This window comes from Sediminicoccus rosea (assembly GCF_033547095.1).
Taxonomy (GTDB): domain Bacteria; phylum Pseudomonadota; class Alphaproteobacteria; order Acetobacterales; family Acetobacteraceae; genus Roseococcus; species Roseococcus rosea.
Genome location: NZ_CP137852.1, coordinates 3,186,858 through 3,200,578, shown reverse-complemented (window position 1 = coordinate 3,200,578; position 13,721 = coordinate 3,186,858). Strand labels below are relative to the sequence as shown.

General features: G+C 71.9%; 11 protein-coding genes. 6 read left to right on the top strand and 5 right to left on the bottom strand.

Features of this window, described 5'->3' with window-relative positions; translation table 11 throughout:
- The first annotated feature begins 91 nt into the window (after window positions 1-91).
- Both R9Z33_RS15455 and galE read left to right on the top strand, forming a co-directional pair.
- A complete protein-coding gene (locus R9Z33_RS15455) occupies window positions 92-874 on the top strand; it encodes a squalene/phytoene synthase family protein (protein ID WP_318647473.1) in 783 nt (260 codons plus the stop codon).
- Window positions 875-927: 53 nt separating this feature from the next.
- Complete coding sequence (gene galE, locus R9Z33_RS15450) at window positions 928-1,926, top strand: UDP-glucose 4-epimerase GalE (protein WP_318647472.1); 999 nt, start codon at window positions 928-930, stop codon at window positions 1,924-1,926.
- A 30-nt stretch (window positions 1,927-1,956) separates the two neighbouring features.
- Here the strand turns inward: galE and aspS are convergent, their stop codons facing one another.
- Window positions 1,957-3,741, bottom strand: coding sequence for an aspartate--tRNA ligase (gene aspS, locus R9Z33_RS15445; protein WP_318647471.1), 1,785 nt, complete (start codon window positions 3,739-3,741; stop codon window positions 1,957-1,959).
- 105 nt (window positions 3,742-3,846) lie between these two features.
- Between aspS and rnd the strand changes: the two genes are divergently transcribed.
- The gene (rnd, locus tag R9Z33_RS15440) at window positions 3,847-5,016 is read left to right on the top strand and encodes a ribonuclease D (protein WP_318647470.1); all 1,170 of its coding nucleotides are present in this window, start codon (window positions 3,847-3,849) and stop codon (window positions 5,014-5,016) included.
- A 4-nt stretch (window positions 5,017-5,020) separates the two neighbouring features.
- Here the strand turns inward: rnd and R9Z33_RS15435 are convergent, their stop codons facing one another.
- Both R9Z33_RS15435 and R9Z33_RS15430 read right to left on the bottom strand, forming a co-directional pair.
- On the bottom strand, window positions 5,021-6,577 hold the full coding sequence (locus R9Z33_RS15435; protein WP_318647469.1) for a hydantoinase B/oxoprolinase family protein: 1,557 nt from the start codon (window positions 6,575-6,577) through the stop codon (window positions 5,021-5,023).
- The gene (locus R9Z33_RS15430) at window positions 6,574-8,664 is read right to left on the bottom strand and encodes a hydantoinase/oxoprolinase family protein (protein WP_318647468.1); all 2,091 of its coding nucleotides are present in this window, start codon (window positions 8,662-8,664) and stop codon (window positions 6,574-6,576) included. Before R9Z33_RS15430 ends, R9Z33_RS15435 begins: the two co-directional genes overlap by 4 nt.
- Window positions 8,665-9,068: 404 nt before the next feature.
- Between R9Z33_RS15430 and R9Z33_RS15425 the strand changes: the two genes are divergently transcribed.
- Window positions 9,069-9,851, top strand: coding sequence for an IclR family transcriptional regulator (locus R9Z33_RS15425; protein ID WP_318647467.1), 783 nt, complete (start codon window positions 9,069-9,071; stop codon window positions 9,849-9,851).
- Here R9Z33_RS15425 and R9Z33_RS15420 read toward each other — a convergent pair.
- Both R9Z33_RS15420 and R9Z33_RS15415 read right to left on the bottom strand, forming a co-directional pair.
- Window positions 9,814-10,467 (bottom strand): uracil-DNA glycosylase family protein, encoded by a 654-nt coding sequence (locus R9Z33_RS15420; RefSeq protein ID WP_318647466.1) that lies wholly within the window; start codon window positions 10,465-10,467, stop codon window positions 9,814-9,816. The two genes, R9Z33_RS15425 and R9Z33_RS15420, sit on opposite strands and share 38 nt — an antisense overlap.
- Complete coding sequence (locus tag R9Z33_RS15415; protein WP_318647465.1) at window positions 10,395-11,555, bottom strand: M20/M25/M40 family metallo-hydrolase; 1,161 nt, start codon at window positions 11,553-11,555, stop codon at window positions 10,395-10,397. The genes R9Z33_RS15420 and R9Z33_RS15415 overlap by 73 nt, the downstream gene beginning before the upstream one ends.
- A gap of 88 nt (window positions 11,556-11,643) precedes the next feature.
- Here R9Z33_RS15415 and R9Z33_RS15410 point away from each other — a divergent pair, with 88 nt between their 5' ends.
- Entirely contained in the window at window positions 11,644-12,942 is a 1,299-nt protein-coding gene (locus R9Z33_RS15410; RefSeq protein ID WP_318647464.1) for a M28 family peptidase, read from the top strand.
- 104 nt (window positions 12,943-13,046) lie between these two features.
- The gene (locus R9Z33_RS15405) at window positions 13,047-13,706 is read left to right on the top strand and encodes a DUF1028 domain-containing protein (protein WP_318647463.1); all 660 of its coding nucleotides are present in this window, start codon (window positions 13,047-13,049) and stop codon (window positions 13,704-13,706) included.
- The last annotated feature ends 15 nt before the right edge of the window (window positions 13,707-13,721 follow it).

The window sequence follows — 13,721 nt, the reverse complement described above, 5'->3', positions numbered from 1 at the left end:
GGAGGTGGGAATTAGTGGCTGGCAGCTAAGCAGCGCGGGCCGGTGCGTCAACCGCTTGCGCCCCGCTTCGGTTGCCGTCATGGGCAGAAGCGTGCCCGAACTCTCCCCTTGCGGCGCCATCGCCCGCCGCCACGACCCGGACCGCTTCCTCTGCGCCCTCTTCGCGCCGCCGGAGAAGCGCGAGGCGCTGTTCACCCTGATCGCCTTCAACCACGAGCTGGCCCGCGCGCGCGAAGTCGCGACCAACCCCATCCTGGCGCTGATCCGCCTCACCTGGTGGCGCGAGGCGGTGGAGGAAGCGGCCGCCGGCCGGCCCGCCCGCCAGCACGAGGTGGCCGCGCCTCTCCATGCCGCGATCCAGGTGGGCACCCTCGACGCGCCGAGCCTCATCGCCATGGCCGAGGCGCGGGAGATGGAGATGGAGGAGGAAGGCATCGCCACCACATCCGCCCTGCACGCCTATCTGCGCGGCACGGCGGGCGGCTTCGCGGTCGCCGCCGGGCGGCTGCTGGGGGCGCCGCCCGCGCTGCTGCCCGCGCTGCAACAGGCGGGGCTGCTCTATGGCCTCTCGGGCCTGCTGCGCGCGGTGCCGGCGCTGGCCGCCCAGGAGCGCTGCCTGCTGCCGCGGGACCTCATCGCGGCCGAGGCGGTGATCGAGGACCCGGCCACCGCGGCGCCGGTCATCGCCCGCCTCGCCGCCGAGGCGCCGGCCGCCCTGCCGCTCCAGGGCCTGCCGGCCGAGGCCCGCGCCGCGGCGCTGCCGCTGGTGCTGGCCCGGCGCGACCTCCGGCGGCTGGCGGCCGGGCGTCCGGTCCGGCGCGGGGTGATGGACCGTCTCGCCGTGCTGATCGCGGCGCAACGTGGGCCGCGCTAACGAATTGATGCCATATTCCGGGAGCAAACCGGGTTCGTCAGATCGGAACACCCATGGCACGCTATCTCGTCTCCGGCGGCGCCGGCTATGTCGGCAGCCACCTCGTCCTCACCCTGCTGGATGCGGGGCATGAGGTGGTGGTGGTGGATGACCTCTCCACCGGCCACCGCAACGCCGTCCCGCCCGGCGCCACCTTCATCCAGGCCAATCTCAGCGAGCGCCGCCGGCTGGATGACATCTTCGCCGCCTGGAAGTTCGACGCCGTCTTCCACCTGGCCGCGCTGTCGCTGGTGGGCGAGAGCATGCAGCAGCCGCTCCGCTATTGCCGCGAGAACCTGGCCAACAGCGTGAACCTCGCCGAGGCCGCGGTGAAGGGCGGCTGCCTGAAATACGTGCTCTCCTCCACCGCCGCCGTCTTCGGCGTGCCGAAATCCGTGCCCATCACGGAGGAGGCGGAGACGAGCCCGGTGAACCCCTATGGCCTCTCCAAGCTGATGATGGAGCAGGCGCTGGCCTGGGCGGAGAGCGCGCATGGCCTGCGCTCCGCCTCGCTGCGCTACTTCAACGCGGCCGGCGCCGACCCGCTCGGCCGCGCGGGCGAGGACCACGACCCCGAGACGCACCTCATCCCGCGCGCCATCATGGCGACACTCGGCCATGCGCCGCCGCTGCACGTCTTTGGCACGGATTACGACACGCCGGATGGCACGGCGGTGCGCGACTATGTGCATGTGATGGATCTGGCGGCCGCGCATATCGCGGTGCTGCCGCGGCTCGAGCAGGGCTCGGTGCGCTACAATCTCGGCAATGGCGCCGGGCATTCCGTGCGCGAGGTGATGGCGGCGGTGGAGCGCGTCTCCGGTCGCAAGGTGCCGCATGAGAACGGCCCGCGCCGCGCCGGCGACCCGCCGGCGCTGGTGGCGTCCTCCGCGCTGATCCGGGCCGAGACCGGCTGGCGCCCGCAGCATGCGTCGCTGGACGAAATCGTCCGCACCGCCTGGAACTGGCACGCCGCGCACCCTCAAGGCTACGGCGCCCGCGAAGCGGCGTAGATGGCGGCGGGGCCGAGCCCCGCCTGTCTCTCAGCCCGGCTTCTTCGGCTGCGGCATCTGCACCCGGATATGCACTTCCCGGAGCCGCGCTTCCTCGATGGTCGAGGGCGAGCCCATCATCAGTTCCTCGCCCTGCTGGTTCATCGGGAAGAGGTTCACCTCGCGCAGGTTCGGCTCCTCGGCCAGCAGCATCACGATGCGGTCGATGCCGGCGGCCATGCCACCATGCGGCGGGGCGCCATAGCGGAAGGCGTTGAGCATGCCGCCGAAGCGCTCCTCCACGGCCTCGGGCGGATAGCCCGCGATGCCGAAGGCCTTCACCATGATCTCCGCCTTGTGGTTGCGGATCGCGCCCGAGGCCATCTCATAGCCGTTGCAGACCACGTCATACTGGTAGGCGGGGATGGTCAGCGGGTCCTGGGTTTCCAGCGCCGCCATCTCGCCCTGCGGCATCGAGAAGGGATTGTGGCTGAAATCGACCTGGTTGGTCTCCTCATTCAGCTCGTAGAAGGGGAAGTCGGTGATCCAGCAGAAGCGGAAGCCGGACTTCTCGGTCAGGCCGAGCTCATTGCCCAGGCGCAGGCGCGTCTGGCCGGCGAACTTGGCCGCATCGGCCTCCTTGCCGGCGGCGAAGAACACGGCGTCACCCGGATTGAGCCCGCAGGCGACGCGGATCGCCTCGGCGCGGTCGGCCTCCAGGTTCTTCGCGATCGGACCCTTGGGGCCCTCGGCGTCGAAGGTGATGTAGCCAAGACCGCCCGCGCCCTCGGCGCGCGCCCACTCGTTCAGCTTGTCGAAGAAGCTGCGCGGATTGCCGCCCGCGCCCGGCGCCGGGATGGCGCGGATCACGCCGCCCGAGGCCGCGATCTTCGCGAAAAGCCCGAAGCCCGAGCCCTTGAACTGCTCCGTCACGTCGCGGATCACCAGCGGGTTGCGCAGGTCCGGCTTGTCCGAGCCGTAGTCGAGCATCGCCTTCGCGTAGGGGATGCGGATCCAGGGGCCGGCATCGACGTGGCGCCCATCCGCGAAGCGCTCGAAGGTGCCGCGGATGACCGGCTCCATCGTCGTGAACACGTCCTCCTGCGTGACGAAGCTCATCTCGACGTCGAGCTGGTAGAACATCAGCGTGCGGTCCGCGCGGCCCGCCTCGTCGCGGAAGCAGGGGGCGATCTGGAAGTAGCGGTCGAAGCCCGCCACCATCGTCAGCTGCTTGTACTGCTGCGGCGCCTGCGGCAGCGCATAGAACTTGCCGGGATGCAGGCGGGCGGGCACCAGGAAGTCGCGCGCACCCTCGGGCGAGGACACGGTCAGGATCGGCGTCTGGAACTCGTTGAAGCCCACCGCGATCATGCGCTCGCGGATGTCCTGGATGATCTGCGCGCGCAGGATCATGTTCTTCTGCAGCCGCTCGCGCCGCAGGTCGAGGAAGCGATAGCGCAGGCGCATCTCCTCCGGCGCCTCCTGCTCCTGTGCCACCTGGAAGGGCAGCACCTCGGCGGCGGACTGCAGGACCAGCTCCTTCACGCGCAGCTCGATCGCGCCGGTGGGCAGCTTGTCATTCACCGTGCCCGGCTCGCGGTTCACCACCTCGCCGGTGACGGTGATCACGCTCTCGGCGCGCAGCTTGTCGGCGGCCTCGAAGACGGGCGAGCCGGTCGGGATGACGCATTGGGTCAGGCCGTAATGGTCGCGCAGGTCGATGAAGAGCAGACCGCCATGGTCGCGCTTGCGGTGCACCCAGCCGGAGAGGCGGGCGGTCTGCCCGGCATGTTCGGCGCGGAGCGCGCCGCAGGTGTGGGTGCGGTAGGCGTGCATGATGTCCTGCAATGACGAGATTTCCGGCCCGGTAAGGGCCTTCGCGGGGCCGCTCTGTCAAGCCATGCCCTTGCATGGCGGCCCTTCCGGCGGCAAACCGGTTCCATGCCGGATCCATCGCCCCGCCTGATCACCCAAGCCGCCGAGCTCGCCGAGCTGTGCGAGAGGCTCCGCCAGGAGCCCTTCGTGACCGTGGACACGGAGTTCATGCGCGAGCGCACCTATTGGCCCGAGCTCTGCGTCGTCCAGCTCGCGGGCGCCCATGAGGTGGCCGTGGTGGATGCCGAGGCGCCGGGGATGGACCTCGCCCCGCTGGGCGACCTGCTGGCCGACCCGGCCGTGGTGAAGGTCTTCCACGCCGCCCGGCAGGATGTGGAGATCTTCCTGCTGAAGTTCGGCGCGGTGCCCACACCCCTCTTCGACACGCAGATCGCCGCCATGGTGGCCGGCTTCGGCGACCAGGCGAGCTATGACAGCCTGGTGCGCGCGCTGGCCGGCGCCTCCATCGACAAGGCGCACCGCTTCTCCGACTGGTCGGCCCGCCCGCTCTCCAAGGCGCAGATCGAATATGCGGCCGGCGATGTGACGCATCTTCGCCAGGTCTATCTCCGCCTGCGCGAGAAGCTGCTGGCCGAAGGCCGGCTCGACTGGGTGGCGCAGGAGATGGACGCGCTGCTGCAGCCCTCCACCTACATCACCGAGCCGAACGAGGCCTGGGAGCGGCTGAAGCCCAAGACCAACAACCGCCGCTTCCTCGGCGTGCTGCGCGCCGCCGCCGCCTGGCGGGAGACGGAGGCGCAGCGCATCAACATCCCGCGCGGGCGGCTCGTGAAGGACGAGACGCTGCTGGAAGTGGCGGCGACGGCGCCCGAGACGGCCGACCAGCTGGCCCGCGCGCGCGGCATCTCCGAGGGTTTCGCGCGTGGCAAGTCCGGTGCCTCGCTGCTCGCCGCCATCGCCGAGGCCAAGGCCCTGCCGGAGGCCGAGCTGCCGCTGCCGCTGGAAGCGCGCCGCGGGGCAGGGGCCTCGCCCGCGCTGGTGGCGCTGCTCAAGGTGCTGCTCGCCGCGAGTGCGGAGGCGCATCACGTGGCGCCGAAGCTGCTGGCCGACAGCGAGGATCTGGAGCGGCTGGCCAGCGAATCGGAGCCCGACATCCGCGCGCTCACCGGCTGGCGGCGCGAGGTCTTCGGCGAGGATGCGCTGGCCTTGAAGACCGGCCGGCTGGCACTCGGCGTGGCGGGGCGCCGCGTCCGGCTGATCCGCACCGAGGGGTGAGGGCTCAGCCCGCCCCGTAGCCCCCGCCGCCCGGCGTGCGGATGATCACGCGCGTGCCCTTGTTCAGCACCTGCTGCGTGCGGGTGTTCACCGGCTTGCCGTCGATCAGCACCTCGCCCAGCGCGCCCGCGCCCCCGCCGAAGAGCCCGGGGGCGGGGAACTTGATGCGCTCGGTGACGAAGACGGCCGCCATGCCATCCGTCTCGCATTCGATCTCGGTCTCGTGGCCCAGGCCGCCGCGATGCGTCCCCGTGCCGCCCGAGCCCGCGCGCTGCACCTTGCGGTGGATCATCACCGGCGCCGTGCGCTCCGCCACCTCGACCGGTGTCGCCGAGATGTTGGAGGGCCAGGAGATGGAATCGCAGCCATCCTGCGTCGCACCCGCACCCGTGCCGCCATTGAAGAAGAGCGTGCCCGCATAGGGCTGGCCCGACTGGTCGCGCCCCGCGAGGCTCATCATCCAGAGCGGGCTGCCCGGGGCGGCGCGCACCTTGTCGGGCAGGGCCTCGGCCAGTGCGCGGAACATCAGCACCGGCACGTAGTGGCCCGTCGCCGCGCGGCCGCCCACCGGGGCGGGTTCGCGCGGGTTCAGGATGCAGCCCTCGGGCACGGAGATGCGGATCGGGCGGAAGATGCCCTCATTGCTTGGCAGGTCGGGCAGCAGCATGGCCTTCAGCACGAACCAGCTCATCGCCCGCGTGTAGGTGAAGGGGCAATTGACCGAGCGCGGCTGCTGCGGGCTGCTGCCGGCGAAATCGGCCAGCAATCGCCCGTCCTTCAGCGTCACCCGCACCTGGAGGTGGAAGGGCTGGTCCATCCCGTCCGTCTCGATCGCCGCCTCCCAGCTGCCCTCGGGCAGGGCGGCCAGGCGCTCGGCCATCGCGGCCTCCGAGCGGTCGAAGATCTCGGTGGCGACGGCGCCGAGATCCTCCAGCCCGTGATCCGTGAGCGTCTGCACCACGCGGTCGCCGATCAGCGTCACGGCGGAGGCCTGGGCCCAGATGTCGCCCTCGGTCTGGTCGGGCGTGCGGATATTGGTGCGCAGCAGCTTGATGAGCGTGGCATCCGCCCGGCCCTCGCGCAGCAGCAGCATGGGCGGGATGTGGAAGCCCTCCTCGAAGAGCTCCCGCGCCTCGGTGCTGCGCAGCCGCCCGCCGATATCGGGCACGTGGCTGGTCGTCGCGCCATAGGCCACGATGCGCCCGCCATGGAAGATGGGCCGCACCAGGCAGACATCGTTCAGATGCCCCGTGCCGATCCAGGGATTGTTGGTGACGTAGATGTCGCCCGGCCGCATCTCCGCCTCGGGGATGGCCTCGCGGATGGCGCGCACCGTGTTGGGCAGCGTGCCGATGAAGCTCGGGATGGAGCCGGTGTTCTGCGCGAGCGAACGCGCCTCGGCATCCGTCAGCACGCAGGCGAAGTCGTTCGCCTCATTGGAGAGCGTCGAGAAGGAGGTGCGGACAATGGCCTTGGCCGCCTCGTCCACGGCCGAGATCAGCCGCGTCCAGACCAGTTCGAGCTTGACCGGATCGAGCCCGCTCTTCCCAGGATCGCTCATGCGTCCAGCTCCACCAGGATGTTGCCGTTCTCCAGCACGCTGAAGCGGCCCTTCCCGCCGATGACGAGCGTCGAGCCGCTTTCCTCCACCAGGGCGGGGCCGCGGGCCGAGAAGCCGGGCATGAGGCCGGGGCGCGAGTAGATGTCGGCCATGGCACTGCAGCCGCCCGAGAGGATCTGGCGCTGGTGCGCCGTGGCGGGCCCCTCCCAGCCGCGCCGCGCGGGCGGCAGGGCGAGCGGGCGCGCGGCGCCGCGCAGCACGATGCGTGCATGCACGAGGTCGATCGGCACGGCGGGGGGCGGGCGGCGGAAGCGCTCCTGGTAGGCGGCGGTGAAGGCCTCGGTGATCATCGCATGCAGCGCGGCGTCGTCGGTGGGCCAGGGGGCGGGCGGCAGCGTGACGGGCATGTGCGCGCCCTGGCCCACGCAGCGCGCATCCACCACGCGCTCGGGCGCGGGCGCATCCTCCGCCCAGCCGCCGCGCGCCAGCACGCCCCGCGCCTCGGCTTCCAGCGCGGCGAAGGCGGCCTCCAGCTCGGCCGCGCGCCAGGCCAGCAGGCGGCGGCCCAGTGTCGCCACGCGGTCCACCCGCGGCGGCGCGGTGAGCAGGCCGAGCGCCGAGGCGACGCCCGCCTCGGGCGGGACGATGACGCGGCGGATGCCGAGCTTGCGCGCCAGGTGATAGCCATGCACTGGCCCGCCGCCCCCGGTGCAGACGAGCGTGAAGCCCGAGGCGTCGCGCCCGCGCTCGGCCAGGTGGGTGCGCGCGGCACTCGCCATCGCCTCGGTCACCACGTCATGGATGCCCCAGGCCGCCGCCTCGGCCGTGATGCCGAGCGCCGCCGCGAGGCGCGCCATGGCCGCCTGCGCCGCCCGGCGATCGAGCGGCAGCCGCCCGCCCGCGAAGCGCGAGGGGTCGAGATAGCCGAGCAGCAGGTTGGCGTCGGTCACCGTCGCCTCCAGCCCGCCGCGCCCGTAGCAGGCGGGCCCGGGCTCGGAGCCGGCGCTGTCCGGGCCCACCTTGAGCAGGCCGATCGCATCGCGCCGGGCGATGCTGCCGCCGCCCGCGCCGATCTCCATCAGGTCCACCGTCGAGATGCGGATGGGCAGGCCGCTGCCCTCGATGAAGCGCGCCTGGCGCGCCGCCTCGAAGCCGAAGACCACCTCGGGCTCGCCATGCTCGACGACGCTGAGCTTGGCGGTGGTGCCGCCCATGTCGAAGGCGAGGATGCGCGGCTCCTGCGCGCCGGCGAGGTAGGCGGCGGCGAGCGCGCCGGCGGCGGGGCCGGATTCCAGCAGCTGCACGGGGGCGCGGATCGCCTCCTCCACATGCGTCATGCCGCCATTGGAGAGGGTGAGCAGCAGCGGGCCCGCAATGCCCATGGCAGCGAGTTCGGCACCCAGCCGCGCGAGGTAGCGCCCGGCCATGGGCGCCACATAGGCGTTGGCGCTGGCCGTGCAGCCGCGCTCATATTCGCGCATCTCGCGCACGATGGCGTGCGAGGCGGTGACGGAAAGCCCCGGATGCCGCGCCGCGATGCGCCGGGCCGCCTGCTCCTCATGGGCCGGGTGAAGGTCGCTGTGCAGGAAGAGGATGGCGATGGCCTCGGCGCCCGCCGCCACGGCCTGGTCCGCCGCCGCATCGAGCGCCGCCAGGTCGAGCGGCGTCACCACCGTGCCATCCGCCTTCACGCGCTCGGGCACTTCGAGGCGCAGCGCGTCCGGCATGAGCGGCGCGGGCGGGCGCAGCATCAGGTCGAACAGCTCATAGCGGCGCTCGCGGCCGATCTTGAGAATGTCGCGGAAGCCCGCCGTGGTGATGAGGGCGGTGAGCGCGCCCTTCCGCTCGATCAGCGCATTGGTGAAGAGCGTCGTCGCATGCACGACGCGGGTGATTTCGCCCGGCTCCACGCTCGCCTCGCCCAGCAGGCGGCGCGTGCCCTCCAGGATGCCCTGCACCGGATCGGCATGGGTGGTGAGGATCTTGAGGCTGCCAGAGCGGCGCAGCGCGGGATCATGCAGGACGAGGTCGGTGAAGGTGCCACCGATATCAATGCCAAGGGAAATGCCGGGGGCAGGGGCGATCACGTGGAGCGGGTTCCGTCAGGCGCTGTGAGAGAAGGAGAAGGCCGTCCATCCGGCCATGCGGGCCGGCCAGGCCGTATTCGCCGGGTGGGTCATCCGCCGGGCCGCGCAGTTGGGGCGATCCTGACCGATTTGTCCGGATCAGTCAGCAAAAGATCGCGCCCGGGGATACGGCGCGGGCGCCTGGTCGAATGCGCCGGGCCATCGGGGTGTCGCGGCAAGTCCTGGGCATTCCTGGGAATTCCTGACACGAAATGAACCAACGGTCCGCAAGGTGGAATGCGCCCGGCTGGCTGTCAATTCGGCCCGGCGCGGCATCCCGTGCCGGGCCCATGCCGGACGAACCGCTGCCACCGACATGAATGCGGCGATTGACCTGCGCCCGCGAAAACATGAAATGGGAGGTAATGGACACCTGCAGCGAATCACCCGTCCCGCCCAAGCTCCGCCGGGGGGGTATCGTCGCCGTCGAGCGCAGCCTCTCCATCCTCGATGCCTTCATGGGCGCGGCCCCCACGCGCGGGCTCTCCGAGCTGGCCCGCGCCACGCGACTCGCCAAGCCCACCGTGCTGCGCAACCTCGTCTCGCTGGAACGCAGCGGCTACATCGTCCGCCTGGCGGATGGGCGCTACCAGCTGGGTGCGCGCCTCCTGCAACTGGGCGAGGCCTATCGCGCCCAGTTCCGGCTGGAGGACCATGTGATGCCCGTGCTGCGGGAGCTGGCCGCCGCCACCGGCGAGACCGCGACCTTCCAGGTGCGCGAGCAGGAGCACCGCCTGACGCTGTTCCGCGTGGAAAGCCCGCAGGTCGTCCGCATCGCGCAGGTCATGCCCAACCTGAAGCCGCTGGATGGCACCTCGATCAGCCAGGCGCTGCTGCGTGGCGACGCGGCGGCCGATGCGGCGCGGCGGCGGCAGGCCGTGTATTTCTCGGCCGGCCTGGCCAGCCCACAGACCGCCTCGCTCTCCACCGCCATCTGGGGGCCACCCGGGCAGCTTCGCGGGGCCATGAGCATCAGCGGGCCCGTCATGCGCGTGTCCTCGGCGGATCTCGATGGCCTGGCGGCACGGCTCGCGGCGGCCGCGCGCGGGCTTTGCGCCACGCTGGGCGCGCCCTTCCCGGAGGGAATGCAGCCGCCCGAGCTGATCCGCATCAGCCCGTCCGAAGCACCGCCGCCACACGAGCCTTGAGGGCGGGCAGCACCTCCGCCGTGAACCAGGGGTTGCGCTGCATCCAGCCGGTGCTGCGCCATGAGGGGTGGGGCAGGGGGAAGACATCCGGCCCATGGGCCGCGTGCTCGCGCACGATCTCGGCCACGCTGCGCCGCCGCGCCGCGGGCAGGTAGCGCTTCTGGGCATAGCTGCCGACCAGCAGCGTCAGCCGCCGCGCGGGCAGCAGCGCCAGCACGCGCTCATGCCAGAGCGGCGCGCATTCCGGCCGGGGCGGCAGGTCGCCGCTTGCTCCCGTGCCGGGATAGCAGAAGCCCATGGGCATGATGGCGATGCGCGTGGTGTCGTAGAACACCGCCTCCGGCACGCCCATCCAGTCGCGCAGGCGGATGCCGCTGGCGTCATTCCAGGGCGTGCCGCTCGCATGCACGCGCGTGCCCGGCGCCTGGCCGATCACCAGGATGGGCGCCGTGGCGCCGAGCCGCACCACCGGGCGGCAGCCGGCCGGCAGATGCGCGGCGCAGACCCGGCAGGCGGTGATCTCGGCCGTGAGTTCGTCGAGGGTCAGCGGCCCGCCGAGGCCATCAGCCCCGCCAGCACCGCGCCGCGCGTGACGATGGAGGGCACCTCCACCCATTCGCGCCGGCTGCAGGTCTCATGCGTGATGGGGCCGAGGCCATCCAGCGTCGGCACGCCGAGGCGCGCGGCGAAGCTGCCATCCGACCCCCCGCGCGAGACCACCTGGTGCACCGGGATCTCCAGCGCGCGGCAGAATTCTTCCGCCTTGGCATAGAGCACGCGCGTCCCCTCATGCGTCGGGAAGGCCGGTCGCGTGAAGCCGCCGCGCGCGGTGATGGTCACGCGCGGATCGGCCGGCGGGCGGGCGGCGATGGCGCGCACCTCGGCCAGCAGCTTCTCGCCCGCCGCATCGTCCGGCGCGCGCAGGTCGAGATGCATCTCGGCCGAGCCCGGCACCACCTGCCGCGCATCGCCGCCGCGCAGGATGCCGACCGTGGCGCAGAGCCCGTTCGCCGGATCGCCCAGCGCCTCCAAGGGGGCCACCAGCGCCGCCAGCGCGGCGACCGCCGAGGCGCCCTTCTCCCGCGCGGAGCCCACATGCGCGGTGATGCCGGTCGCGTTCAGGTAGAAGGCACCGACGGCGCCGCGGCCAACCACCATGCCGCCATTCGGGCGGCAGGGCTCCAGCGTCAGGCAGAGATCGGCCTCGCGCGATTCCGCCTCCAGCCAGGCGCGGCTGCCCGGGCTGCCGATCTCCTCATCGGGCACGATGCAGACGGTGATCGAGGCGAGGTGGCTCAGCGCCTTTCCGGCCAGCAGCATGCGGATCGCGTGCAGCGCCATCACCACATTGGTCTTCATGTCGCCCACCCCGGGGCCGGTGATGCGCTCGCCGTCCCGCGCGAAGGGCCACTCGGCCGCGATGCCCTCGGGCCAGACCGTGTCGGCATGGCCCAGGACCAGCATGCGCGGCCCATTGCCGCCGAGCGGCAGCCGCGCCGTCATCTGGTCGCCGAAGCCGGGGAGCGGGGTGCGCTCCACCGCGAAGCCCATGCGCCCGAGCATGCCGGCCCAGATGTCGATCACGGCATTCACGCCGCCGGCCATGTAGCTGCCGCTGTCGATGTTCACGCAGCGCTCGGCCATCGCGAGGATTTCGGGCAGGGCCGCCTGCATGCCGGCGGCGTGGCGATGGATGTCGGTCATGGATCCGCTCCGTTCTTGTCCGGTCAACCCTAGACCGATGCCTCGTGGCGCGTCACCCTGCCGTCGGATGAGGCCAGGAGGGCGGGCGATGCTGACACCGGACGTGATCGAGAAGGTTCTGGGCCGCATCTGGGCCTCGCCCCGCATCAACGCGGATTTCGCCGCCATCTGCGCGACCGGCGGCCGCTTCTCGGGCACGGCGAGCGAGAAGGCGGCCGTGGAATGGCTCGCCCCCCGCCTCGCCGAGGCCACGGGTGCTGCCGTGACGCGCGAGCCCATCCCCTATCGCGGCTGGAGCCGCATCGGCGCCCGCGTCACCGATGCGCGCGGCGTGACGCACAAGGCCGAGGCGCTGGGCCGCTCGCCCGCCACGCCGCCCGAGGGGCTGGAGGCGCCGCTGCTCGACCTCGGCCGCGGCACGCCCGAGCAGATCCTGGCCGCGGGCGAGGCGGTGCGCGGCGCGATCATCCTCGTCCGCCATGAATTCATGGTGGGCACGGGCCATGTGCATCGCCGCAAGAAATACGAATGCGCGCGGGATGCCGGCGCGGCCGGCTTCCTCATCGCCTGCCATGAGCCGGGCCTGCTGCCGGTGACGGGTTCGGCCGGCAATGGCGGCCCGGGCAACATCCCCTGCGCGGGCCTCTCCCACGAGGCGGGGGCCGCGCTCGCCGCGCAATCCGGCCAGCGGATCCGCATCTTCGTGGAGGGCGTCTTCGAGGACCGCGTGGCCGAAAACCTGCTCGCCACCATGCAGGGGAAGGGCGAGGAGCTGGTGGTGCTCTCCGCCCATATTGATGGCCATGACCTGGCCTGCTCCGCCATCGACAATGCGAGCGGCCTCGCCTGCGCGCTCACCGTGGCCGAGGCGATCCGGGACGTGGTGCCGGGCCTTGCGCGCGGCGTGCAGGTCGGCCTGTTCAACATCGAGGAATGGGCACTGCTCGGCTCCGCCGCGCATCTCGCGCAGATGGCGCCGGCCGAGCGCGGCAAGCGCGTGCTGAACGTGAACCTGGACTCGCTGGCCGGCGCCGAGGGCATCACGGCGCTGACCAGCGGCGTGCCCGGCATGGCGGAGTTCCTGCACGCGGCGCTCGGGCCGGCGGGGCTTTCCATCGGCATCAGCGCCCCCTTCATGGGCAATTCCGACCACGCCAACTACATCCGCCACGGCATCCCGGCGCTGCGCCTCTGCGCGGGCTTCGACCGGCCGCTTTCCAACATGCGCTTCCTGCTGACGCCGGCCGACACGCCGGACAAGGTGCATCCGCATCAGCTCAAGCTCGCCGCCAGCGTGGCGGCGATGCTGGTGCTGGCCGGCTGCGCCAGCGCGGCCGCACCCGTGCCCCGCATGGACGAAGCCACGGTGCAGCGGCTCACCGCATGATGCGCGGGCATCCTGCCGCCGGGCTGTGCAGCGCCTGTCGTTTTTCCTGGACAATCACGCCCGCCACCCCCTGACATGACCCTGAAGCGGAGTAGCCTTCCTCCATGACCTATTCGCTCCTTGGGCGCTGCGCCCGCACCGGGCAGTTCGGCGCCGCCGTCACCACCTCCAGCCTCGCCGTCGGCTCCCGCGTGCCGCATGTGGGCCCTGGCATCGGCGGCGTGCTGACGCAGCACCGCACCGATCCGCGCCTTGGCCCGCGCGGCCTGGAGCTGCTCCGCAGCGGCTGCTCGGCGGAGGAAACCTTGGCGGCCCTCGTCGCCAGCACGCCGCACCACAAATGGCGCCAGCTCGCCGTGATGGACGCGCAGGGCCGCACCGCGCAATTCGACGGCGCCGCCGTGAAGCCCGCGCGCGCCGCCGTGCATGTCACGGACTGCATCGCCATGGGCAACATCCTCGCCAATGACCGCGTGCCCGCCGCCATGGCGCAGGCCTTCACGGAATCCGCGAACGAACAGCTCGCCGAACGCCTGATGCGCGCCATGGAAGCGGGCGAAGCGGCGGGAGGCGAGGGCAAGCCCGTCATCTCCGCCGCGCTGATCGTCATGGAGAAGGAGATCTTCCCGCTGGTGGACCTGCGGGTGGACCTCGCCCCCGATGCCATCACCGCGCTGCGCACCCTCTGGGACGCCTATCTCCCGTCGCTGCGCGAATTCGTCACCCGTGCCGTGGATCCGGACGCCGCCCCCGGCGTCATCTGAAACAGGAGAGACCCC

Coding starts and splice junctions, on each gene's coding strand:
- R9Z33_RS15405 (WP_318647463.1), top strand. CDS start 13,047: ATGACCTATTCGCTCCTTGGGCGCTGCGCCCGCACCGGGCAGTTCGGC.
- R9Z33_RS15420 (WP_318647466.1), bottom strand. CDS start 10,467: ATGGGTGGAGGTGCCCTCCATCGTCACGCGCGGCGCGGTGCTGGCGGG.
- R9Z33_RS15410 (WP_318647464.1), top strand. CDS start 11,644: ATGCTGACACCGGACGTGATCGAGAAGGTTCTGGGCCGCATCTGGGCC.
- R9Z33_RS15435 (WP_318647469.1), bottom strand. CDS start 6,577: ATGAGCGATCCTGGGAAGAGCGGGCTCGATCCGGTCAAGCTCGAACTG.
- galE (WP_318647472.1), top strand. CDS start 928: ATGGCACGCTATCTCGTCTCCGGCGGCGCCGGCTATGTCGGCAGCCAC.
- R9Z33_RS15425 (WP_318647467.1), top strand. CDS start 9,069: ATGGACACCTGCAGCGAATCACCCGTCCCGCCCAAGCTCCGCCGGGGG.
- aspS (WP_318647471.1), bottom strand. CDS start 3,741: ATGCACGCCTACCGCACCCACACCTGCGGCGCGCTCCGCGCCGAACAT.
- R9Z33_RS15415 (WP_318647465.1), bottom strand. CDS start 11,555: ATGACCGACATCCATCGCCACGCCGCCGGCATGCAGGCGGCCCTGCCC.
- rnd (WP_318647470.1), top strand. CDS start 3,847: ATGCCGGATCCATCGCCCCGCCTGATCACCCAAGCCGCCGAGCTCGCC.